Below are 22,502 nucleotides of genomic sequence, written 5' to 3' on the forward strand. Positions count from 1 at the left end.
GATACCCTCAATGAAGGTGCTTGGTCAGGTATCTATCGCAGGTTTGCGGCAGATGCCGTTCACTTGCCGATTCATCAGGAAGAAACGCTGGCGCGCAATGCCTTGCTCACATCGGCAGCGCCTCGGCCAGCACCTGGCTGCGGAAGGCCTCCGGCAAGGCACTGGGCGTCAGCCCATCGACCGACATGCCCAGCAGGCGCTGCAGTTCCTCCTGGATGGCGGCCTCATCCATCAGGGTCGCACGGTGGGACTTGACCACATGGCGAATCCCGGTACGGTTCAAAGCCAGCGCTTCGGAAGGTTTCATGCCTTCCTCGCCATGCATGGCCATCGCACAGCAGATGCCGCGTCGAGTGCATCCACTCCAGGTCGCCGGGTCAAAGCGCCTTGCAACCGCCTCGGCACATCCGCCACATTCAACAGAAAACTCAGCATCTCCGAAAACCATTCGTAAATTTTTCTTGGCAGTCCACCAAGCCCCGGGCCTCTACCGCCGTCCCCAAGCCTTGCCTACAGTCGCCAGGACAGGCAGGGGTGTTGCACAAGGCGGCGCCTTTTCGCCATTCCAGAAACGACGGATTCAGACGACAGGGTGGAGCATGCAAAGACAAGCCAGGGTGATTGCCATCAACAACCAGACAGGGCTCATCGGCCTGCAGCCGGAGGGAGAGGACAGCTGCGTGCTGGCGCAGCAGCTCGATACCCGCCCCGTGAATACGGGCCAGGTGCTGTCAGGGGAGATGGACAGCGTGGGCATGGAGACGTTTGTGAACGCGCAGACACAGGACCGCATCGAGGTCTTTGTGGAGGCCTACGGGTTGTCTGCGGAGGCCGTGGAGCTCGCCCTGCGCTGAGCGGGCTCCAGGGCGGAATGTGCAGGTGCCAGCGTCAAGGCCGCGCCCACTGCGCCAGCGTGTGCCGCGCCAGGGCCTCGACATCCAGCGGAGACTGCGGGTCTAACGCAAGCTCTCCCAGCATCACCATGGCCTCTGGGATCTGGTTGCGTTCGCGCAGCACCATGGCCTTGTTCAGGAGCAGAAAGCCGCGGGTCTCGGCATCGGGGCCGGCCTTCAGGCCGCTGTCCAGCAGGGCGAGACGTTTTGCGGGGTCGTCCTCCAGATGGGCGGCCGTCTTCCAGGCGGGAGCGAAGCCGGGCGTCTCGCGGGTCATGGCCAGCGCGGCCTGGCGCGTCTTGTCGCGGTCGGTTTCCCACTCCAGGGCAAGGTAGCGCAGGTAGGTGCCTTGGGGGAGCTTGCCGTCACGCTCCATGCGCAGGCTGTGCACGGCCGTCTTGGCGGTGAAAAAGCCCCTGGGCGCCAGTGCATCCACGCGCCGGTAATGCCGATAGGCCGCGTCAAAGTCCTTTTGCAGCAGGTAGGTGAATGCAGCGTCGTAGACGGGATAGGGCCAGCGGGGCGCCAGCTTCGAGGCGGTCTCGAAATGCGCCAGGGCGGCGCGGTAATCGCCGTTCTGCCCTGCAGCGCGGCCCAAGGCATGGGCATCGCGCGCGGCCTGGCTGACGGGTGTGGCGGAGGGCAGCTCCCAGCTGAAGCGGCCATCGGCCTTGTCCAGGTCGCTGCGCCTGAGCACGCGGCCGGCGCTGTCCTTGAACACGATGTCGTCGGCCGCCAGGGCAGGCGCCGGCGCCAGCAGTTGCAATGCCACAGCCGCGGCAGCAAGCAAGGAGAGCTTCATGGTGTATCGGGCCTTGTTGGGAAGCCCCGATATTAGGGCGCAGCCCCTGTGGTGCTGACGGCAGGCAGGGATTCCACTGCGCAGGCAGCCGGGGCAGGCCGGCTCCTGGCCCGGCCGCGCTTGCGGGCCAGGTGATTCATTTGCCATTCCAGCGATTCGGTGTCGAAGTCGAAGGCGTCGAGCAAGGCAATGGCCTTTCTGGCCTCCCTGAAGTCGATGTCCGTGATGGGCGGGCCATGCATCAGCGACAGGTCATGCTTGAGCAGCCACTCCTGCAGATCGGCCAGGGCGATGATGGAGACGCCCTGGTTGATGAGCTGTGACGCGCTGACCTGCGCGAGCACGGCCGGCGTCAGTTGCCTGGACGAGCGCAGGCCCAGCACCTGCTTGAGCTTGGCCACCAGCGGCGTGCGCAGCTCGAACTGGGGCAGGCTCTCGAAGTGGGCCAGGGATTCGAGGTACAGCTGCGGCTCCGCGTGGATGGCGGCAAGGTCGTTGGGCAGATGCAGCAGCTCGCAGATGCGGTTGAGCGCCGTGCGCGCGCGCTCGGTGCTGAGTTTCTCGGCCCTGCCCGCTTGCGCGAGCGTGCAGCCGGCGATGACGGACCGCAGCACGCTGGCCTTGGTGAGGTTGGAAATCATGGAGTCCCCCTGATGAACACCCAGGGACCGGTGCGGATGCGAATTCAGCCGCCCGGTCCCGACAACGGCTCCGCTGCGGCAATGGGCCGCTCCCGGAGCCTCGGCGGCCGGCAGGCGCAAACGCATTGCGCCGCCGCCAAGGGACAGGAGGACGCCTGGCCTTGCGGAGTTCCAGGGGAAATGCACGTGCTTGCGCCCACAGTCAAATGCGATGCGCCAAAGCGAAAATTCCATGCAAACGGGGGCCGTCCGGCCCCCGTGGCGTGCCTTGCCGGCTGCAGGGCCGGCCGGCGATGTTTGCCGCGACTCAGCGGCGGCGCATGCGCTTGATGCCTTCGACAGCCGCCAGCACGATGGCACCGGCCACGATGCCGGCCACCGCGTTGAGCACATTGACGGCCAGCACGCGCCACAGGCCGCCCAGCGCGCCCTGGGCCACGGCCTCGCCCAGGCCTTCCACGGCGTGGTGCAGCGCAGGCACGCCGTGCACGAGGATGCCGCCACCCACCAGGAACATGGCGGCCGTGCCCGCAACGGACAGCCCCTTCATCAGCCAGGGCGCGGCGGCGACGATGCCCCGGCCCAGCGCGCGGGCCGCAGCGCTGGCACGCTGGCCCAGCCACAGTCCCAGGTCATCGAGCTTGACGATGCCGGCCACCAGGCCATAGACGCCCACGGTCATGATGAGGGCAATGCCCGCCAGCACGGCGACCTGCTGCCCGAACGGCGCCGAGGCCACGGTGCCCAGCGTGATGGCGATGATCTCGGCCGAGAGGATGAAGTCGGTGCGCACGGCGCCCTTGATCTTGTCCTTTTCCATGGCGACGAGATCGACGCCCGCATCGGCATTGGCCTGGGTGAGGCGCTCGCGCTCCACGGCATCTTCCTCGGGCGAATGCAGGAATTTGTGGGCCAGCTTCTCGCAACCCTCAAAGCACAGAAAGGCGCCGCCGACCATGAGCAGCGGCGTGACAGCCCAGGGAATGAAGGCGCTGATGAGCAGCGCCGCAGGCACCAGGATGGCCTTGTTGATCAGCGAGCCCTTGGCCACGGCCCAGACCACGGGAATCTCGCGCTCGGCCCGCACGCCCGTGACCTGCTGGGCGTTCAGGGCCAGGTCATCGCCCAGCACGCCAGCCGTCTTCTGCGCGGCCACCTTGGTCATGACGGACACATCGTCGGCCATGGCCACGCTCTTGCGTGCCGCCACCTTGGTCATCAGGGCCACGTCGTCCAGGATCGCTGCAATATCGTCCAGCAGCATCAGCAAACCAGCACCAGCCATCGCATTACTCCAGTGAATTGTTCGGGGAACTTCTTTTTGCCTGGGCGCCATCATGGGGCCTGGGCATGTCCTGCCCATGTAGGAGATGCCCGGCGGCCAGCCCGGTCACGGGGCCGACCGGCCGTGCGTCACTTGCTGGTCTTGAAGCCCTGCCCTGCCGCCCAGGCAGCCACGTCGTCGCGGCGGATGGCGGCGGCCATGAGCTGCGGGAAGGCGTCCGGCGTGCAGGCGAACGAGGGCACGCCCAGCGCGGCCAGCTTGGCGGCCAGTTGCGCGTCGTAGGCGGGGGCGCCTTCGTCGCTGAGCGCCAGCAGGGTGATGAACTGCACGCCCGACTCCACCAGTTCGGAGGCGCGGCGCAGCAGGCCGCTTTCCACACCGCCTTCGTAAAGGTCGGAGATGAGCACGACGATGGCGTTGCGCGGCTCGCTGATCAGGCCCTGGCAGTAGCCCACGGCACGGTTGATGTCGGTGCCGCCGCCCAGCTGCACGCCAAAGAGCACATCCACCGGGTCGGAGAGCTTGTCGGTCAGGTCCACCACCGCCGTGTCGAAGACCACCAGCTTGGTACTGACGGCCGGCAGGCTGGCCATGACTGCACCGAAGATGCTGGAGTAGACGACGGAGTTGGCCATGGAGCCGCTCTGGTCTATGCACAGGATGACTTCGCGCTGCGGGCGGCGGACCTTGCGGCCGTAGCCGACCAGGGTCTCGGGCACGATGGTGCGGTAGTCGGGCTGCCAGTGGCGCAGGTTGGCGCGGATGGTGCGGTTCCAGTCGATCTCGGAGTGGCGCGGACGGCGGTTGCGCTGGCTGCGGTCCAGCGCGCCCGAGACGGCGCTGCGCATGGGCTCCTCCAGGCGGCGCATGAGGTCGTCCACCACCTTGCGCACGACGATGCGCGCGGTCTCCTTGGTGTTCTGCGGGATGACGGAGCCCAGGGAGATGAGGTCGGCCACCATGTGCACGTCGGGCTGCACATGCTCCAGCATTTCGGGCTGGAGCATGAGTTCGCGCAGGTTCAGGCGCTCCATGGCGTCGCGCTGCATCACCTGCACGACCTGGCTGGGAAAGTACTTGCGGATGTCGCCCAGCCAGCGCGCCACGCTGGGCGAGGAGTTGCCCCGCCCGCCGCGGCGCGAAAGGCCGCCGTCCTTGTTGTCCTCTTCGTAGAGCGCGGCCAGGGCCTTGTCCATCTCGTCGATGGAGCTGCCCTTGGGGCCCAGCCCGCCGCAGCTGGCCTCGGACGGCTGGCCCAGCACCAGACGCCAGCGTTGCAGGCGGGTGGTGGGCTGGAGGGCGGTCTCCTGCGGGTCGGCGCCGGCAATGGATGCATCGTTCACGGTGGCAGCGGTGTTCATGGCTGGGCCTCCTGCAGGCGGGTCAGCGGTTGCGCGGGCAGGTTCAGGCCCAGCAGTTGATCGAGTACGGGAATGGCGAGCACGGCACGCGCCTCGTTCCAGGCGCCGTCGTTCCCATCGCCTGCCGCACCTGCGGCACCCGCGGCACCTGCGGATGCGGCCGCCACGGCTGCACTGCCCTGACCGCGCCGGGCCTTCTCGCCCAGGCTCTGGCGGTCATGGTTGGAGAAGGCCGAGAAGCTGCGGCGCACCAGGGGCAGGATCTGGGTGAACTGGGTCTCGCCCAGCTGCGCCAGCCAGGCATCGACGGCGCCCCAGATGGCGTCGTCGTGCAGCAGCACCAGGGCCTGGCGGTTGAGAAAGCCGTCCAGCCAGGCGGCAGCGTCCAGCGGCGGCACGCCCAGCGAGAGATTGCGGCCCAGTTGCGTGGCCACGGCCTCGCTGTCCAAGCGGTGGGCATCGAGCAGCAGGCGGCAGGCCGCGCCGCGCAGCAAGGCGGCGCCCGCGTCGCCCATGGCAATGCTGCGCAGGGCGCCGAACCAGGCTTCGCGCGGCTCCTCGGCATCGCGCAGGCGCAGGGCCTCGTGGGCCTGCAGCACCGTGGCCTGCATGTGTCTTGCAGCGTCTTCATCCAGCGCCATGCAGGCCAGGGGCAGGCCGATGGCGGCGCGCAGCGCCATGCTGTCGATCACCGTGGCCAGGGCCTGGGTGTCGGTCTGGCGCACGCTGCCGTAGCGCAGCACATTGGCCAGCGGCGGCAGCGCCTGCATGAGCTGGGAAACATCGCCGGTGCTGGCCGAGCGGTCGGCCAGGTCGTGCATGAGGGCATCGACCAGGTGCGGCAGGTCGGCCAGCAGGGCGTCGTCGATGGTCTTGGCCAGCTCGGGCAGCGGGGTCTCGGGCGTCAGCGCCTGGCGTACCTTGGCGGCGGCGGCCTGCACCAGGGTGCCGCCGTAGCGGCTGGCCTCGATGATGCGCACGGCCAGCTCGGGCTCCCACTGCAGCTGCCAGCTTTCGCGGAAGGTGCCACGGTTGCGCTGCTGGTCGGTGGTGACGCTGCCCCACTCTATGCCCAGCAGGCGCAGGCGGTGCAGGAAGTGGCTGCGGTCGCGGTCCGTGTCCTTGCGCAGGTCCAGGGCCAGGACCTTGGCGGCCGCCTCTGGCTTGAGGCGCAGGCTTTTTTGCTGCTGCTCGATGTCGCGCTGCAGCGGCACCTGGGGCACGTCGGCGGGCACGCCGCCGATGCGGTCGCCCACGCTGAGTTCGCGCTCGATCAGGCGCAGCGGCGTGCGCTCGCCCATGCTGATGACGGTGACGATGGCCTCGTCCAGCTCGGGCAGGCCGGGGCTGGCGTGGCCGCGCAGGGCCGCCAGGCTTTCGGCCAGGCGCGTGGCCTCGATGATGTGGGCGCTGGAGCAGTCCAGGTCCTTGGAACGCAGCAGATGGGCCACGCGCGCCAGCCAGCCGACGGTGCGCTGGGTGCTGGCGCGTGCCGGGTCGGCAGCAGGGGCGGGCTGGAGCAAGGACTCGGGCACAGGCTCGGAACAGCGCCACAGGTGTTCATACCAGCCCGGCGAATCCACGCCCGCACCATAGCCGCTGGACGAGCACAGGTTGCGGTAGGTCCAGGGCGCCCAGGTGGCCTGGACCTTGGCCTTGGGCAGGCCCTTGAGCGTGGCGGCATCGGCCTTGGCGGTGACCTGGGCCTGCAGGGCAGGCACATGCCATGCGCCGCAGACCACGGCAATGCGCTGGTGGCCGGCCTTGACGGCCTCGCGCATGCACTGGCGCATCCAGGCTTCGCGCAGCGCCTCGCGCTGGGCATGGCGTTCTCCGCGCACTTCGTTGGGCAGCTCGGCGCGCACCACGGTCATGGCTTCGGCAATGCCCTCGAACAGGGTGGCGCCGTCGCCGCGTTCCTCGACCATGCGGTTCCACCAGCTTTCGCCGTCGGGGTAGCCAGCGGCCTCGGCCAGCAGGTCCAGCGGATCGTGCCAGTCCTGCGGGGACGGTGCCGAGGGATCGACGGCCAAGTCGGCAGCCGGCACGGACTGCGTGGTGTCGTCGCGGTCCAGGGCCTCGGCGGCATTGCTCTGGAGCTGGCTGCCGTCTGCCGCAGCGGCGACGGAATCGGAGCCGGTGTCGGCATCCTGGCCTACGTCGGCCGCATCCGCGCCTGCATCAGCTGCATCTGCTGCCGCCGCCTCGGCCCGGCGCCGCTCCTGCTCGGCCATGTCCAGCGCCATGCGGTGGGTCTGGGGCAGGTCGATGAAACGCGTGGCCACGCCCTGGCGCGCCGCCCATTGCAGGGCCTGCCATTCGGGCGAGAACTCGGCATAGGGATAGAAGGCGGCATGGGCCGGGCTGTCCTGCACATAGACCAGCATGGCCACGGGCGGCTGCAGGTCGGCATGCTGCAGCATGGGCAGCAGGGACTCGCCCTCGGGCGGCCCCTCCACCAGCAGGCAGTCGGGCTGCAGCTGCTCCAGGGCCTGCAGCAGGCTGCGCGCGCAGCCCGGGCCATGGTGGCGGATGCCGAAGAAATGAAGCGGATTGGCAGAGGTGGCCATACAGGGGATGCGCAGAGGGTGCGGTCGGTCAGCGGTGCGGGACTGGGGGCTTCAGAGCTGCTCGCGGCAGGCGCGGTACAGGTCCTTCCAGTCGCTGCGTTCCTTGACCACGGTCTCCAGGTATTCCTTCCAGACCACGCTGTCCTGCACCGGGTCCTTGATCACGGCGCCCAGCAGGCCCGAGGCCACATCGCCCGCGCGCAGCACGCCGTCGCCGAAATGCCCGGCCAGCGCCATGCCGCTGTTGATGACCGAGATGGCCTCGGCCGTGGACAGCGTGCTGCTGGGCGACTTGACGCGCACGGTCTTGCCGTCTTCGGTCTGGCCGTTGCGCAGTTCGCGGAAGATCTGCACCACGCGGCGCACTTCCTGCAGGGCCGGCGGCTCGGCTGGCAGGGCCAGGGCGCGGCCCTGCTCGGCCACGCGCTTGGTGACGATCTGCACCTCTTCGTCCTGCGAGGCCGGCACGGGCAGGATGACGGTGTTGAAGCGGCGCTTGAGCGCACTGGACAACTCGTTCACGCCCTTGTCGCGGTTGTTGGCCGTGGCGATGACCGAGAAGCCCTGCACGGCCTGCACTTCGCTGCCCAGCTCGGGCACGGGCAGGGTCTTTTCGGACAGCACGGTGATCAGCGTGTCCTGCACGTCAGCCGGGATGCGGGTCAGCTCTTCGATGCGGGCGATCTTGCCCAGCTTCATGGCATTGACCAGGGGGCTGGGGATCAGCGCCTTCTCGGACGGGCCGTGGGCCAGCAGCTGGGCGTAGTTCCAGCCGTAGCGCAGCTGCTCCTCGCTGGTGCCGGCCGTGCCCTGCACCAGCATGGTGGAGTCGCCGCTGACGGCGGCCGACAGGTGCTCGGACACCCAGGACTTGGCCGTGCCCGGCACGCCGTACAGCAGCAGGGCGCGGTCGGTGGCAAGGGTGGAGACGGCGATTTCCATCAGGCGCGGATTGCCGATGTACTTGGGGCTGACCTCGAAGCCGTTGCCGAGCTTGCCGCCCATCAGGTACTGGAGCACGGCCCAGGGCGAGAGCTTCCAGTTGGGCGGACGCGGACGGTCGTCCACCTTGCGCAGGGCTTCGAGTTCTTCGGCGAATTGCTGTTCGGCATGCTGGCGCAGGACTTGGCTCATGGTGTGCTTCCGGGAAGGGGTAAGGGTTGGATTCGGTTCGGTTCGGGGTATGCGGCAGGACGGGCGCGGCTCAGGCCGGGCCGCGCAGGGCAACAAAGGCCTGGTGCAGGCCCAGGCGCAGATCGACGATGCGCTCCAGATGGCCGCGCATGCGCTCCTCGTCCCAGGGCCGCACGCGGCTGCGTTCAAGGCGCGCCTGCTGCTGGGGCGTGAGGGGAATGCTTGCCGGTGCGGCAACTGCAGCGGCTGTGGCGGCAGCGGTGGCCGTGACTGCTGCCGCAGCTGCCGCAGATTCGGTTTGCGGCTCGGGCTCAGGCTCGGGTTGCGCATCCAGCACCGAGGGCTTGCGCCACAGTTCGGCAAAGCGCTCCAGCGCGGTCACGTCCAGCATGCGCGCACAGGACAGCAGGGCCTGGTCGGCGCGGTAGCTGTGCCAGTTGCCCGTGATCTGCTTGCCGCCCACGGCCACGTGCAGTGCCTCGGTCAGCCGCGCCGACAGCGCGGGCGAGAGCAGTTCGGCACCGCCCAGCGACTGGGACATGCCCTCGATGGCGTCGATGAGCTTGTGCCTGTCGCGCTCGAACTGGGCAATCCAGCGGGACTCGCGTTCCTCGCGGGACAACCGGGCCATGAGGGCGGGCAGGAGGGCGTCGTGGCGCATGTCGCGGCCCATGGTCTGGGCGGCATCGATCCATTCCACGTCCAGCTGGTACTGCAGGGCCTGCACCCAGCCCTGGCGCAGCGAGGATTTCCAGTCGCTGCGCCGGCTCCACTCCATCACTTCCAGGGGCGTCAGGCCCAGGGCGCGGGTCCAGAAGGACACGGGCGTGAGCTGCACCATCTGCTCGAGCAGCCAGGCCTTCTTGCCGCCACGGTGGTAGGCGTCGGGCTTGAGCGTGATGCCGTCGCGCTCCCATTCCTTGAGGCCTTCTTCGGGAGGCTCCACGATCCACTGGCCCTTGTCGTCCTGCTGCAGCATGGACTGCATCCAGCCCATGACGCGCTGGCTGTGCGCGCTGTCCGGCAGGCACGAGAGCATTTGCGCGGCGTTCTCGCGGATCTCCTTGCTGCGGTCGGACAGCAGTTTTTCGAGCAGCGGCTCATCGTCCATGCCCAGCCCCACGGCCAGGGCCTGGACCAGGGGCAGGCGCTCCTTGGCGCCCAGTTCCTTCAGGCTGCCTTCCAGCCGCGTGCGGGCCTTGGCGGCATCGGTTGCGCGCTCGCTGCGCAGCAGGGCCACGCGCTGCTCCACCGAGCCCTCCTGCCAGACCAGTTCGGGGTCGGCGGTTTCCTCCACGCCGCTGGCATAGCCCCATTGCGGGTTGAGCGTGCCCAGCCATCGTCCGCGCTCGCCCAGCACGGGGGCCAGCCACTGGCGCAGCTCCACGGACTGGCGGCCCTGCTCCAGCGCAGGCACCAGCAGATCGTGGGGCAGGCGCTGGCCGGCCTGGTCCAGGGTGCGCAGCATGGAGGCCTGCAGCTCGAATGGGCCGTCCTTGAGCACGTCGCCCATCAGGGTGTGCAGGCGCGCATCGGCAGGCGCGGTGCGCGACTCCGCAGGCGCTGCGGCCGGCACGGCCAGCGGTGCCGTCAGGCGCACCTGCGCGCCAGGCTGCCAGCCGGCCCGCTCGAACACGGCCGCCACGGCGCTGGCCCGCAGCAGTTGCTGGGCGGGCGAGTCACCGGCCACGTCAGCGCGGGGCTGCAGCGCGGCCTGCACGGCCTGCTGCGACCCGCTTGCCGACGGGTCCACGCCCGAAGCCAGCGCAGGCGGCACGGCCAGCCGGTCCGAGCCGACCATGGCCGATTGCTGCAGCGCAGCCCAAAGTTGTGCGTTGCTCATACCGGATCACCCTGGTTCTGCCAGATACATTGCTGGGCGGTTTCACCCTCGCGGGCCTGCCAGGCGCTCAGCAGCCGCCAGCGGCCCACGGCCGGGCCGGCCTCCCATTCGCCAAACAGCTGCATGGGCGCACCGCCGCTGAGCGCCAGCAGGCGCCAGGCCTCGGCATCGTCAATCGCCACGGGAACGGGCTGCACTGGCGCTGCCGTGCCAGGGGCGACCGGCGATGCATCCAGCGCTTGGGGCCAGGCCGCGAACCACTGGCCCTGGGCGGGCACCAGCCGCAGCCGGTCCTGGCACAGCGGCTGCGTGGCCTGCAGCGGGTTGGCGGCAATGCGCTGGCCCAGCAGTTGCAGGACGTCGCCCACGGCCGAGTTGGCCAGCGGGCTGGCGCCATCAGCCGGCAGCGCAGGCCCGTTGCCATTGGCCGCAATGGCGCGCAGCGGCGCATGGCCCGGATAGAAATTCAGCGCGCAGCCGTAGCGATGGCCCGGCACCCAGGCCGATTCAAAGCCGCGCCCGCCCTGCGCATAGTCCAGCACCAGGGCCATGCGCCCCGTGCGCTGGCCATGCAGCCAGACGCGCCGCTCCATGAGCCGGCCTTCGCGCTCGATCATGCGCAGGCCGGCCACCAGCCATTCGTCCTCGACCAGCTGGCCCCTGGCCTGCACCTCGGCCTTGTCCATGGGCCAGCCCAGCGCGGCCATCACGTCGGCCTTGACCTCGGGGCTGAGCGATTCGCGGCGGCGCACGGCGTCGATGATCAACTGCCAGTGGCCCAGCTGCACCAGCATGTCGCGCGGCCAGTCTCGGTGGCTGTCCACCAGATCCCGGCAATCCTTGATGCGCGCCGCCATGCCGGTGGCCTGCGCATCGACCATGCGCGCGGCCATGTTGTTCCAGCGCTGGCGCATCTGCGTGTCGCTGGCCTGGTTGGCCAGGCCCGCACGCACCATGTCCTGCATCCACAGCGACAGTTCCTGCAGGCCGGCTTCGACCTTGTCCCAGCGCTTGTCTTCGCGCCTGGCCTGCTGTTTGGCCGCGACCTCGGGATCGGGTGGCGGCTCGGCCGCTGCGGCGGCAGCCTTGGCCTCTTTCTTCTCGGCCTTTTCCTGGCGGCTGTCCAGCCAGGTCTGCACCCAGGCGGGCGGATCAACGCCTTCGGGGACTTGCCCGCCGGCACGCATCAGCATCAGCGCCAGCCCGTGCTTGCAGGGGAATTTGCGGCTGGGGCAAGAGCATTTGAAGGAAGGCCCCGACAGGTCCACCTGGGTCTGGTAGGGCTTGCTGCCGCTGCCCTGGCATTCACCCCAGACCGCCACATCATTGGCGCCCATGGCGGGCCATTTGGCGGGCGATTGCAGGCCCTTGGCGGCCTTGCTGGATGAGGCGTCCGGCGACAGCGCCAGCACTTCGCTCTCTGTTCCTAATACACGCGACACCGAAGCTCCCTCTCCAAGTGTTTGTCATCGCCGGGCGCATTGAATGAAACGGCACCGCCCGGCAAACCCGAAAGCCTATCAGCAATAGTTATCGGCAATTTGAAACAATTCACAACAACACCCAACCTCTCTCCCATGAATGGGAACCCCCCATGGCGTGCAGCCAGCTGCGCTATATCAGCGCGTGCATTGATGGCACCAAGCCATGCCAGTCTTCAGGCATTGCGAAAGACGCAGAAAACACGCATTCACCATTTCCTGCGATGCACATCGCCACCCATTGAAAGCAAGCACTCATTCCGCACCTGAAAACGGTTTCATTCCATTGCACTGGCAACCATTGCAATCCGCTGGCCATTGCGATAGCGCGACAGTGCGTTCGACCCGCAGCCAGGCAAGGCCGGACCAGACCCTGGCTGGGGGATGGGCTCTCAGAAAACCGGACGTGTCAGGCAAATATACTGTATATTTATACAGCCATGGAGCTGCAACGCAAACTTTTCATCCTCGCCGACGCCGCCAAGTACGACGCCAGCTGCGCCTCCAGCGGATCGCAGGGGCGCGACTCGCTGGACGGCAAGGGCATGGGCTCGGTTACCGGCATGGGCATCTGCCACAGCTATGCGCCCGACGGGCGCTGCATCTCGCTGCTCAAGATCCTGCTGACCAATGTCTGCATCTTCGACTGCCGCTACTGCATCAACCGCAAGAGCTCCAACGTGCAGCGCGCCCGCTTCACGGTGGCCGAGGTGGTGCAGCTGACGCTGGACTTCTACCGGCGCAATTGCATCGAGGGGCTGTTCCTGTCCAGCGGCATCATCCGTTCCAGCGACTACACCATGGAGCAACTGGTGGAAGTGGCGCGCCGCCTGCGCGAGGAGCATGACTTTCGCGGCTACATCCACCTCAAGACCATCCCGGATGCCGCCCCCGAATTGCTGGCCCAGGCAGGCCGCCATGCCGACCGCCTGAGCATCAATGTGGAACTGCCCACGGCCAGCGGCCTGGCGCAGTTCGCGCCTGAAAAGGATGGGCAGCGCATACGCCAGGCCATGCAGGGCGTGGACCGGCATGTGCAGGCCTGGCGCGCAGCCACGCGCGAGCAGCGCCAGGCGCAGTCCCTGCCCGGCGCGCCCGCGCAGCGCGCCGCCGTGCCGCGCTTTGCGCCGGGCGGGCAGAGCACGCAGATGATCGTGGGCGCCGACCGCGCAACCGATGCCGACATCCTCGAATCCAGCCATACGCTGTATGCGGGCTACGGCCTGCGCCGCGTGTACTACTCGGCCTTCAGCCCCATTCCCGATGCCTCGCGCGACCTGCCGCCGCAGGCACCGCCCCTCATGCGCGAGCACCGGCTCTACCAGGCCGACTGGCTCATGCGCTTTTACGGCTACGGGGCGGGCGAGATCGCGGCGGCCAGCCGCCACGGCATGCTGGACCTGGAGATCGACCCCAAGCTGGCCTGGGCACTGGCCAACCGCCAGCAGTTCCCCGTGGACCTCAACCGTGCTCCGCGCAGCCTGCTGCTGCGCGTGCCGGGCCTGGGCACGCAGACGGTGGACCGCCTGCTGGCGGCGCGCCGCGTGCGCAGGCTGCGGCTGGACGATCTGCTGCGGCTGCGCGCCCCCATGCAAAAGGCCCTGCCCTTCGTGCTGATCGACGGCCACCGGCCCCTGCTGGGCGAGACCGACTCGGCCGCGCTGCGCACCCGGCTGATCGCTCAGTCGCAGGCCAGCCAGGCCCAGGCACGGCACAGCGGCATGCGCGTGCAAAGCGCGCTGCAGGCCAGCCTGTTCTAGCGCCTGGAGCACGCCATGCAAGCACAGGCTCTCACCATCGAACTCGACAGTCCCGACGACTGGCCCGGCTTTCGCGCAGCCTGCCGGGCGCTGCTGGCCCATGGCGCCGACCCCGCCCTGGTGCGCTGGCGGTGGCCCGACACGCGGGGTGCGCAGCCACTCGGCGCGGGCGCGGACCTGTTTTCCAGCGCGCCGCAGCAGGCCATGCCCGCCTCGGCACTCGCCGGGCTGGCCGGCCCCGGCGAGGCAGGGCTGTCCCTGTCGGACACCCAGATGTCCGCGCTGCGCCATGCCTGCATGCACCGCGCGGCAGGCCGCTTCGAGCTATGCCACCGCTGGCTGGCGCGCATGCAGGCCCGGCCCGAACTGCGGCTGGATGCGCTGGATGCGGACTGGCGCGCCATCGAGGCCCTGGCCCGCCCCGTCTCGCGCGAGATCCACAAGATGCACGCCTTCGTGCGCTTTCGGACCACACAGCGGCCGGACCAGCCCGATCTGCACATTGCCTGGTTCGAGCCCGAGCACCACATCGTGCGCGCGGCGGCGCCCTTCTTCTGCAAGCGCTTTGCCAACATGCACTGGGCCATCCTCACGCCGCAATGCAGCGCGCACTGGGACGGCCATGCGCTGCGCCTGGCGCCCGGCGCACGCCGCAGCGATGCCCCGCCAGCCGACGCGGGCGAGGCCCTGTGGCTGACCTACTACGCCAGCACCTTCAACCCGGCGCGCCTGAAGGAGCAGGCCATGCTGCGCGAGATGCCGCGCCGCTACTGGCACAACCTGCCCGAGACGGTGCTGATCTCCACCCTGGTCCAGCAGGCCCGCGCGCGCACGGCGCAGATGCTGGCGCCGTAACGGCAGCCGCCAAAAAGAAACAGAAAAAAGAAAAGGCCCCGAAGGGCCTTTGTCTGCTTTGCAGCGTCGCTCAGTGCATCAACCCAGCCACTTGCGGGCGTTGCGCCACACGCGCATCCAGGGGCTGAATTCCGACTTGTCGCCGTTGGTCCAGCTCATCTGCACGTTGCGGAACACGCGCTCGGGATGGGGCATCATGGCCGTGAAGCGGCCATCGGCCGTGGTCACTGCCGTCAGGCCGCCGGCCGATCCGTTGGGATTGAACGGGTACTGCTCGGTGGCCTTGCCGTGGTTGTCCACATAGCGCATGGAGGCGATGGCCTTGTCCGCATTGCCGCGGAAGCGGAAGTTGGCAAAGCCTTCGCCGTGGGCCACGGCGATGGGCAGGCGGCTGCCGGCCATGCCCTGCAGGAACAGGCTGGGGGACTCCAGCACTTCCACCATGGACAGGCGCGCCTCGAAGCGGTTGCTCTGGTTCTGCGTGAAACGCGGCCAGTCCTGGGCACCGGGAATGATGTCGGCCAGCTCGGCAAACATCTGGCAGCCGTTGCACACGCCCAGGCCGAAGGTGTCGCTGCGGCCGAAGAACTGCTGGAACTGCGCAGACAGGCTGTCGTTGAAGGTGATGGAGCGCGCCCAGCCGATGCCGGCGCCCAGCGTGTCGCCGTAGCTGAAGCCGCCGCAGGCCACCACGCCGGCGAAGTCCTGCAGCTGCGCGCGGCCGCTTTGCAGGTCGGTCATGTGCACGTCCACCGCGTCGAAGCCGGCCTCGGTGAAGGCGTAGGCCATTTCCACATGGGAGTTCACGCCCTGCTCGCGCAGCACGGCCACGCGGGGGCGCGCGCCCAGGTTCAGGAAGGGTGCGGCGGGGTTCTCGGCCGGGTCGAACGTCAGGTGCAGGTGCATGCCCGGGTCGGCAGGCTCGCCGGCTGCGGCGTGCTCGCTGTCGGCGCAGGCCGGGTTGTCGCGCTGCTGGGCAATCTTCCAGCTGACGGCATCCCAGACCTGGTGCAGGTCGCTGAGCGAGGCGCCGAAGACGGACTTGGCATCGCGCCAGACCTGCAGCTCGCCCTTGCCCGCATCGACCTTGGACGAGACGGGGCGCGTCTTGCCGATGATGTGGCTGCAGGTGGACAGGCCATGCTCGCGCAGGGTCTGCAGCACGGCGGCGCGGTCGGCCGTGCGGATCTGCAGCACGGCGCCCAGCTCTTCGTTGAACAGTGCGCGCAGCGTCATGTCGTCGCGGCGGCCACTGATCTGGGAGGCCCAGTTCTTGCCTTCACCCGAGTCCATGCGGCTGTCGCTGATGCCGTCGCCTTCGGTGACCAGCATGTCCACGTTGATGGCCACGCCCACATGGCCGGCGAAGGCCATCTCGGCCACAGTGGCCAGCAGGCCGCCGTCGCCCTTGTCGTGGTAGGCCAGGATCTGGCCCTTGGCGCGCAGGTCATTGACGGCATCGACCAGGGCAATCAGGTCCTTGGCGTCATCGAGGTCAGGCGTTTCATTGCCGGACTGGCCCAGCACCTGGCCCAGGATGGAGCCGCCCATGCGCATCTTGCCGCGGCCCAGGTCCACCAGGACCAGGGTGCTGTCGTCTTCCGAGGCGTCCAGCTGGGGCGTGAGCGTGCCGCGCACATCGTCGATGGAGGCGAAGCCCGTGATGATCAGGCTGACGGGCGAGGTCACCTTCTTGACCTGGCCGCCCTCGTTCCACTGGGTGCGCATGGACAGGCTGTCCTTGCCCACGGGGATAGAGATGTCCAGCTGCGGGCACAGCTCCATGCCCACGGCCTTGACGGTGGCGTAGAGCGCCGCGTCTTCGCCGGGCTCGCCGCAGGCCGCCATCCAGTTGGCCGACATCTTGACCTTGGACAGCTCGATGGGCGCGGCCAGCATGTTGGTGATGGCCTCGGCCACGGCCATGCGTCCCGACGCCGGGGCATTGATGGAGGCCAGCGGCGTGCGCTCGCCCATGGCCATGGCCTCGCCCTTGAAGCCACGGTAGTCGGCCAGGGTCACGGCCACGTCGGCCACGGGCACCTGCCAGGGGCCGACCATCTGGTCGCGGTGCGTGAGACCGCCCACGGCGCGGTCGCCAATGGTGATCAGGAAGCGCTTGGAGGCCACGGTGGGATGGGCCAGCACGTCGATCACGGCCTTTTCCAGGGGCACGCCGGTCAGGTCCATGGGCGGCAGCTCGCGCTGCACGGTGGCCACGTCGCGGTGCATCTTGGGCGGCTTGCCCAGCAGCACGTTCATGGGCATGTCCACGGGGAACTTCTGGTCGCCCGAGGCCACCGCCGTGTCCTCCAGCACCAGCTGGCGTTCTTCCGTGGCCGTGCCGATCACGGCGAACGGGCAGCGCTCGCGCTCGCAGAAGGCCGTGAACTCGGCCAGCGATTCGGGAGCGATGGCCATCACATAGCGTTCCTGGCTTTCGTTGGACCAGATTTCCTTGGGCGCCAGGCCGGATTCCTCCAGGTTGACGGCGCGCAGGTCAAAGCGCGCGCCACGGCCCGCATCGTTGGTCAGCTCGGGGAAGGCATTGGACAGGCCGCCGGCACCCACGTCGTGGATGGCCAGGATGGGATTCTTGTCGCCCTGGGCCCAGCAGTGGTTGATGACTTCCTGGGCGCGGCGCTCGATCTCGGGATTGCCGCGCTGCACGGAGTCGAAGTCCAGCTCGGCCGCGTTCGTGCCGCTGGCCATGGAGCTGGCAGCGCCCCCGCCCATGCCGATGCGCATGCCGGGGCCGCCCAGCTGGATCAGCAAGGTGCCGGCGGGGAACTCGATCTTCTGAGTCAGTTCGGAGTCGATCACGCCCAGGCCGCCCGCGATCATGATGGGCTTGTGGTAGCCGCGCATCACGGCATCGGCACCCACGCCGACCTGCTGCTCGTACTCGCGGAAATAGCCGGTCAGGTTGGGACGGCCGAATTCGTTGTTGAAGGCCGCGCCACCGAGCGGGCCCTCGATCATGATCTGCAGCGGGCTGGCGATGTGCTCGGGCTTGCCCACTTCGCTGCCCCACAGCTTGGAAACCGTGAAGCCCGACAGGCCGGCCTTGGGCTTGGAGCCGCGGCCCGTGGCGCCCTCGTCGCGGATCTCGCCGCCCGCGCCGGTCGATGCGCCGGGGAAGGGGGAGATGGCCGTGGGGTGGTTGTGCGTCTCCACCTTCATCAGCACGTGGTTGACGGCCTGCTTCTTCTGGTAGCTGGGCGCCTTGATCTTGTCCAGGGCCGCCTCGAAGGTGGCGACGAAGCGCTCGACCTCATGGCCTTCCATGATGGAGGCGTTGTCCGAGTAGGCCACCACCGTGTGCTGGGGCGAGACCTGGTGCGTGTTGCGGATCATGCCGAACAGGCTCTTGTCCTGGGCCTCGCCGTCGATGGTGAACTGGGCGTTGAAGATCTTGTGGCGGCAGTGCTCGCTGTTGGCCTGCGCGAACATCATCAGCTCCACGTCCGTGGGATTGCGCTGGAGGCCCTTGAAGGCATCGACCAGGTAGTCGATCTCGTCGTCGGCCAGGGCCAGGCCCCATTGGCGGTTGGCGGTCTCCAGCGCGGCGCGGCCGCCGCCCAGCACATCGACGAACTCCATGGGAGCGGCGTCCAGGGCGGAGAACAGTTGCTCGGCCTCGGCGCGCGTGGCGAAGACCGACTCGGTCATGCGGTCGTGCAGCAAGGCGGCGATCCGTGCAGTCTGCTCGGCCGAAAGCTCAGGCGCGCTGCCCAGCACATTGCTCAGCAGGCCGGTCTTGAAGGCGATGCGGTATTCGGTGATGCGCTCCACGCGGAACACGCCCAGGCCGCAGTTGCGGGCAATGTCCGTGGCCTTGGAGGCCCAGGGGGAGATCGTTCCCAGGCGCGGCGTGACCACCAGGGCGGCACCATCGGCCGGGCCTTCATAGGGGTCTCCATAGGTCAAGAGCGCCTGGAGGCGCTCTTGCAATGCGGGCGTGGGTGCGGCGTCCGTGGCCACCAGGTGCACGAAGCGCGCGGCAATGCCGGTGATTTTGGGATGGATGGAGACCAGTTCGGTCAGGAGCTGCTGGGCGCGGAACGAGCTGAGAGCGTTTCCACCCTCCAACTGTGTCAGATGCAAGGTCACGTGGCGGCCTGTTGGGTGAGGAGGCTTGTGAAAAGCGCCCTGCGGCCCCGCCCTCCGGGGCTGGCTGCAAGGCGCTGAATCGGTGAGGCCGCTATTTTACCGGGCTGAGCCGTCCCGATGGAGACAGCCGCCCCTTACCCCTGCACGCCCGAAGGCGCAATGGGATAATTGCGGGCATGAGCATCACCATCAAGAGCGCTGAAGACATCGCAGCCATGCGCGTGGCCTGCCGCCTGGCTTCGGAAGTGCTGGACTACATCACCCCCCACATCAAGCCCGGCATCACCACGGCCGAGATCGACCGCCTGGGCGCCGAATGCATGGCGCAGCAGGGCACGGTCTCCGCCACCATCGGCTACCAGCCGCCCGGCTACCCTCCCTACCCCGGGCACCTGTGCACCTCGGTCAACCATGTGGTCTGCCACGGCATTCCCAATGACAAGCCGCTCAAGAAGGGCGACATCGTCAATGTGGACGTCACGGTCATCACCAAGGACGGCTGGTACGGCGACAACAGCCGCATGTTCATGATCGGAGAGTGCTCCATCGCGGCCAAGCGCCTGTCGGCACTGACCTTCGACGCCATGTGGCTGGGCATCCAGCAGGTCAGGCCCGGTGCCACGCTGGGCGACATCGGCAACGCCATCCAGACCTTTGCCGAAGGCCACGGCCTGTCGGTGGTGCGCGAGTTCTGCGGCCACGGCATCGGCCAGAAGTTCCACGAAGAGCCCCAGATCCTGCACTATGGCCGCCCCGGAACGGGCACCGTGCTGGAAGAAGGCATGGTCTTCACCGTCGAGCCCATGCTCAACCTGGGCAAGCGCGAGATCAAGGAACTGGGCAAGGACGGCTGGACCATCGTGACCAAGGACCACAGCCTCTCGGCCCAGTGGGAACACACCCTGGTGGTGACCAAGACCGGCTACGAAGTCATGACCCTGTCGGCCGGCTCGCCCGCGCTGCCCCCCTTCGTTACCACCACGAGCTGCTGAGGCTCGGCATGTTTCTTGCGTGATGCGCAGGCAAAATGGCATGGCGTCCGGGGCACCCGCTCCCGGCGCCTTCCCTGCCCTCGCCGCGCATGAAACAGACCACTGACCACACTCCTTCCCACGCTGCGCCCTCTGCCCCGGACTCGCTGGAGCAGTTGCGCGTGCAGTACGCCCGGGATCGCGGGCGCTGGATAGGCTCGCTGCTGGCGCCCACCATGGGCCGGCGCGGCGTGCGCCTGGTGCTGCAGCACCTGAGCGATCTGGCCGACACGCTGCTGCGCGCGCTGTGGCATCGCGCCGGCATGCCGCCCGAGGCCTGCCTGGCCGCCGTGGGCGGCTTCGGGCGCGCCCAGCTGTTTCCCTATTCCGACATCGACGTGCTGGTGCTGCTGCCAGCCGCTGGCACGGCAGATGCCGAACTGGCCTCGCGCATCGAGAAATTCATCGGCAGTTGCTGGGACGCGGGCCTGGAAATCGGCTCCAGCGTGCGCACGCTGGCCGAATGCCTGGAGGAATCCGAGCGCGACCTGACGGTGCAGACCGCCCTGCTGGAATCACGCCGCATCTGCGGCAGCGAGCCGCTGTTCGCCGAGTTCCAGACGCGCTACCAGGCCCAGATGAATGCGCACGCCTTTCTGTCCGGCAAGCTGCTGGAAATGCGCCAGCGCCACAACAAGTACGAGAGCACGCCCTACTCGCTGGAGCCCAACTGCAAGGAATCGCCCGGCGGCCTGCGCGATCTGCACACCATGATCTGGTTGGCCCGTGCCGCAGGCCTGGGCAGCAGCTGGCAGGCCCTGGCCGGCAAGGGGCTGATCACCGATTTCGAGCGCCGGCAACTCGAGGACAACGAAGCCTTGCTGAGCCTGATACGTGCACGCCTGCACGCGGTGGCGGGCCGGCATGAGGACCGCCTGGTCTTCGACCAGCAGACCGCCGTGGCCGAGGCCTTTGGCTACCGCTCCACCTCGGCCGAAGGGCGCAAGCTGGCCATGCGCGCCAGCGAGACGCTGATGCGCCACTACTACTGGGCGGCCAAGGCCGTGACCCAGCTGTGCCAGATCCTGCGGCTGAACATCGAGGAGCGGCTGAACCCGCGCCCCACGCCGCGCATCCGGCTGAACTCGCGCTTCTACGAGAAGGCCGGCACCATCGAGGTGGCCAGCGACGATCTCTACGAGCGCGAGCCGCACGCCATCCTCGAAACCTTCCTGATGTACGAGACCCATGTGGGCCTCACCGACCTGTCGGCGCGCACGCTGCGCGCGCTGTACGGCGCGCGTGACCTGATGGACGCGGCCTTCCGGCGCGACCCGGTCAACCGCGCCACCTTCATGAAGATCCTGCAGCAGCCCAGCGGCATCACGCACGCCATGCGGCTGATGAACCAGACCTCGGTGCTGGGGCGCTACCTGTGGCCCTTCCGGCGCATCGTGGGCCAGATGCAGCATGACCTGTTCCACGTCTACACGGTGGACCAGCACATCCTCATGGTGCTGCGCAATGTGCGGCGCTTTTTCATGGCCGAGCATGCGCATGAGTACCCGTTCTGCTCCCAACTGGCCAGCGGCTGGGACAAGCCCTGGCTGCTGTACGTGGCCGCGCTGTTCCACGACATCGGCAAGGGCCGGGGCGGTGACCACTCCATCATCGGCGCCGTGGAGGCCAAGCGCTTTTGCCGCGCCCACGGCATTGCGCGCGCCGACGCCGAGCTGATCGAATTCCTCGTGCGCGAGCACCTGACCATGAGCCAGGTCGCGCAAAAGCAGGATCTGTCGGACCCCGAGGTGATCCAGGCCTTTGCCGAGCGCGTGGGCAACGAGCGCAACCTCACGGCCCTGTACCTGCTGACCGTGGCCGACATCCGCGGCACCAGCCCCAAGGTCTGGAGCGCCTGGAAGGGCAAGCTGCTGGAGGACACCTATCGCCTGACCTTGCGCGTCATGGGCGGACGCGCGCCCGATGCAGCCGCCGAAATCGAGGCCCGCCGCCGCGAGGCCCTGGTGCAGCTGGCACTGACAGCCCAGCCCTTCGAATCGCACAAGAAGCTCTGGGACACGCTGGGCGTGGACTATTTCATGCGCCACGAGGCGGCCGACATCGCCTGGCACACGCGCCACCTGTCGCGCCACGTGGGCACCACCCGCCCCGTGGTGCGCGCGCGCCGCTCCCTGGCCGGCGAGGGGCTGCAGGTGCTGGTCTACGCGCCTGACCAGCCCGATCTGTTCGCGCGCATCTGCGGCTACTTCGACCGGGCGGCTTTCTCCATTCTGGATGCGCGCGTGCACACGGCCCACAACAGCTATGCGCTGGACACCTTCCAGGTGGTCGCGCCCGCCATGCAGGAGCAGTACCGCGAGCTGATGCACATGGTCGAGAACGACCTGGTCGCCGCGCTGATGCAGGGCGGGCCGCTGCGCGAGCCATCCCCCCGGCGCCTGTCGCGCCGCGTCAAAAGCTTCCCCTTTGCGCCGCGCGTCACGCTGCAGCCCGACGAGAAAGCCCAGCACTGGCTGCTGTCCATCTCGGCCACGGACCGCGCCGGCCTGCTCTACACCGTGGCGCGCATCCTGGCCCAGCACCACTTGAGCGTGCAATTGGCCAAGGTCAGCACGCTGGGCGAGCGCGTGGAAGACAGCTTTCTGATCGAGGGCGCCGAACTGCAGAACAACCAGCGCCAGTTGCTCATAGAAACCGAGCTGCTGCAGGCCTTGGCGGTCTGAGCTTGCGGCGAAAAAAAGGCCCGCCCTGTCAACCAGGGCGGGCCTTTTG

The 22,502-nt window shown here is 68.3% G+C and carries 15 protein-coding genes; 5 read left to right on the forward strand and 10 right to left on the reverse strand.

Translation table 11 applies throughout. From position 1 onward, the window contains the following. Positions 1–106 precede the first annotated feature (106 nt). Positions 107–307: a hypothetical protein gene (locus BW39_RS03150; protein ID WP_043819759.1), complete on the reverse strand. Its 201-nt coding sequence runs from the start codon at positions 305–307 to the stop codon at positions 107–109. A 292-nt stretch (positions 308–599) separates the two neighbouring features. Between BW39_RS03150 and BW39_RS03155 the strand changes: the two genes are divergently transcribed. Continuing rightward, entirely contained in the window at positions 600–854 is a 255-nt protein-coding gene (locus tag BW39_RS03155; protein WP_043819707.1) for a hypothetical protein, read from the forward strand. 34 nt (positions 855–888) lie between these two features. Here BW39_RS03155 and BW39_RS03160 read toward each other — a convergent pair whose 3' ends face one another. The 8 genes from BW39_RS03160 to BW39_RS03195 all read right to left on the reverse strand — a co-directional run bounded on the left by BW39_RS03160 (position 889) and on the right by BW39_RS03195 (position 11,971). Continuing rightward, positions 889–1,695 (reverse strand): hypothetical protein, encoded by an 807-nt coding sequence (locus BW39_RS03160; protein WP_043819708.1) that lies wholly within the window; start codon positions 1,693–1,695, stop codon positions 889–891. A gap of 32 nt (positions 1,696–1,727) precedes the next feature. Beyond that, complete coding sequence (locus tag BW39_RS03165; RefSeq protein ID WP_013801522.1) at positions 1,728–2,336, reverse strand: hypothetical protein; 609 nt, start codon at positions 2,334–2,336, stop codon at positions 1,728–1,730. 307 nt (positions 2,337–2,643) lie between these two features. After that, on the reverse strand, positions 2,644–3,621 hold the full coding sequence (locus tag BW39_RS03170; RefSeq protein WP_043819710.1) for a DUF808 domain-containing protein: 978 nt from the start codon (positions 3,619–3,621) through the stop codon (positions 2,644–2,646). Positions 3,622–3,749: 128 nt separating this feature from the next. After that, the gene (locus tag BW39_RS03175) at positions 3,750–4,982 is read right to left on the reverse strand and encodes a VWA domain-containing protein (RefSeq protein WP_043819713.1); all 1,233 of its coding nucleotides are present in this window, start codon (positions 4,980–4,982) and stop codon (positions 3,750–3,752) included. Then, a complete protein-coding gene (locus BW39_RS03180) occupies positions 4,979–7,552 on the reverse strand; it encodes a DUF5682 family protein (protein WP_043819714.1) in 2,574 nt (857 codons plus the stop codon). Before BW39_RS03180 ends, BW39_RS03175 begins: the two co-directional genes overlap by 4 nt. A gap of 51 nt (positions 7,553–7,603) precedes the next feature. Then, the gene (locus tag BW39_RS03185) at positions 7,604–8,686 is read right to left on the reverse strand and encodes an AAA family ATPase (protein ID WP_012206645.1); all 1,083 of its coding nucleotides are present in this window, start codon (positions 8,684–8,686) and stop codon (positions 7,604–7,606) included. 70 nt (positions 8,687–8,756) lie between these two features. After that, on the reverse strand, positions 8,757–10,529 hold the full coding sequence (locus BW39_RS03190; RefSeq protein ID WP_043819717.1) for a DUF5691 domain-containing protein: 1,773 nt from the start codon (positions 10,527–10,529) through the stop codon (positions 8,757–8,759). Beyond that, positions 10,526–11,971 (reverse strand): SWIM zinc finger family protein, encoded by a 1,446-nt coding sequence (locus BW39_RS03195; RefSeq protein ID WP_043819718.1) that lies wholly within the window; start codon positions 11,969–11,971, stop codon positions 10,526–10,528. Before BW39_RS03195 ends, BW39_RS03190 begins: the two co-directional genes overlap by 4 nt. A gap of 479 nt (positions 11,972–12,450) precedes the next feature. Here BW39_RS03195 and BW39_RS03200 point away from each other — a divergent pair, with 479 nt between their 5' ends. Both BW39_RS03200 and BW39_RS03205 read left to right on the forward strand, forming a co-directional pair. Beyond that, positions 12,451–13,770 (forward strand): putative DNA modification/repair radical SAM protein, encoded by a 1,320-nt coding sequence (locus BW39_RS03200; RefSeq protein WP_043819720.1) that lies wholly within the window; start codon positions 12,451–12,453, stop codon positions 13,768–13,770. Positions 13,771–13,785: 15 nt separating this feature from the next. Then, positions 13,786–14,625, forward strand: coding sequence for a TIGR03915 family putative DNA repair protein (locus BW39_RS03205; protein ID WP_043819722.1), 840 nt, complete (start codon positions 13,786–13,788; stop codon positions 14,623–14,625). 78 nt (positions 14,626–14,703) lie between these two features. On the opposite strand, the gene purL is transcribed toward BW39_RS03205, so the two are convergent. Continuing rightward, positions 14,704–18,738, reverse strand: a complete 4,035-nt coding sequence (gene purL / locus BW39_RS03210) for a phosphoribosylformylglycinamidine synthase (protein ID WP_043819724.1) — start codon at positions 18,736–18,738, stop codon at positions 14,704–14,706. Positions 18,739–18,914: 176 nt separating this feature from the next. Here purL and map point away from each other — a divergent pair, with 176 nt between their 5' ends. Further along, positions 18,915–19,730, forward strand: coding sequence for a type I methionyl aminopeptidase (map, locus tag BW39_RS03215; protein ID WP_034396030.1), 816 nt, complete (start codon positions 18,915–18,917; stop codon positions 19,728–19,730). Between the two features lie 89 nt (positions 19,731–19,819). After that, a complete protein-coding gene (locus tag BW39_RS03220) occupies positions 19,820–22,453 on the forward strand; it encodes a [protein-PII] uridylyltransferase (protein WP_013801514.1) in 2,634 nt (877 codons plus the stop codon). Positions 22,454–22,502 lie beyond the last annotated feature (49 nt).

Source organism: Delftia sp. RIT313 (genome assembly GCF_000632165.1).
Lineage (GTDB): Bacteria > Pseudomonadota > Gammaproteobacteria > Burkholderiales > Burkholderiaceae_C > Comamonas > Comamonas acidovorans.

Bases quoted from the DNA above. Each gene is read 5' to 3' on its own strand.
- BW39_RS03185 (WP_012206645.1), bottom strand. From the start codon at position 8,686: ATGAGCCAAGTCCTGCGCCAGCATGCCGAACAGCAATTCGCCGAAGAA.
- BW39_RS03200 (WP_043819720.1), top strand. From the start codon at position 12,451: ATGGAGCTGCAACGCAAACTTTTCATCCTCGCCGACGCCGCCAAGTAC.
- BW39_RS03155 (WP_043819707.1), top strand. From the start codon at position 600: ATGCAAAGACAAGCCAGGGTGATTGCCATCAACAACCAGACAGGGCTC.
- BW39_RS03175 (WP_043819713.1), bottom strand. From the start codon at position 4,982: ATGAACACCGCTGCCACCGTGAACGATGCATCCATTGCCGGCGCCGAC.
- BW39_RS03205 (WP_043819722.1), top strand. From the start codon at position 13,786: ATGCAAGCACAGGCTCTCACCATCGAACTCGACAGTCCCGACGACTGG.
- BW39_RS03165 (WP_013801522.1), bottom strand. From the start codon at position 2,336: ATGATTTCCAACCTCACCAAGGCCAGCGTGCTGCGGTCCGTCATCGCC.
- BW39_RS03220 (WP_013801514.1), top strand. From the start codon at position 19,820: ATGAAACAGACCACTGACCACACTCCTTCCCACGCTGCGCCCTCTGCC.
- BW39_RS03160 (WP_043819708.1), bottom strand. From the start codon at position 1,695: ATGAAGCTCTCCTTGCTTGCTGCCGCGGCTGTGGCATTGCAACTGCTG.
- BW39_RS03170 (WP_043819710.1), bottom strand. From the start codon at position 3,621: ATGGCTGGTGCTGGTTTGCTGATGCTGCTGGACGATATTGCAGCGATC.
- BW39_RS03150 (WP_043819759.1), bottom strand. From the start codon at position 307: ATGAAACCTTCCGAAGCGCTGGCTTTGAACCGTACCGGGATTCGCCAT.
- BW39_RS03190 (WP_043819717.1), bottom strand. From the start codon at position 10,529: ATGAGCAACGCACAACTTTGGGCTGCGCTGCAGCAATCGGCCATGGTC.
- BW39_RS03180 (WP_043819714.1), bottom strand. From the start codon at position 7,552: ATGGCCACCTCTGCCAATCCGCTTCATTTCTTCGGCATCCGCCACCAT.
- map (WP_034396030.1), top strand. From the start codon at position 18,915: ATGAGCATCACCATCAAGAGCGCTGAAGACATCGCAGCCATGCGCGTG.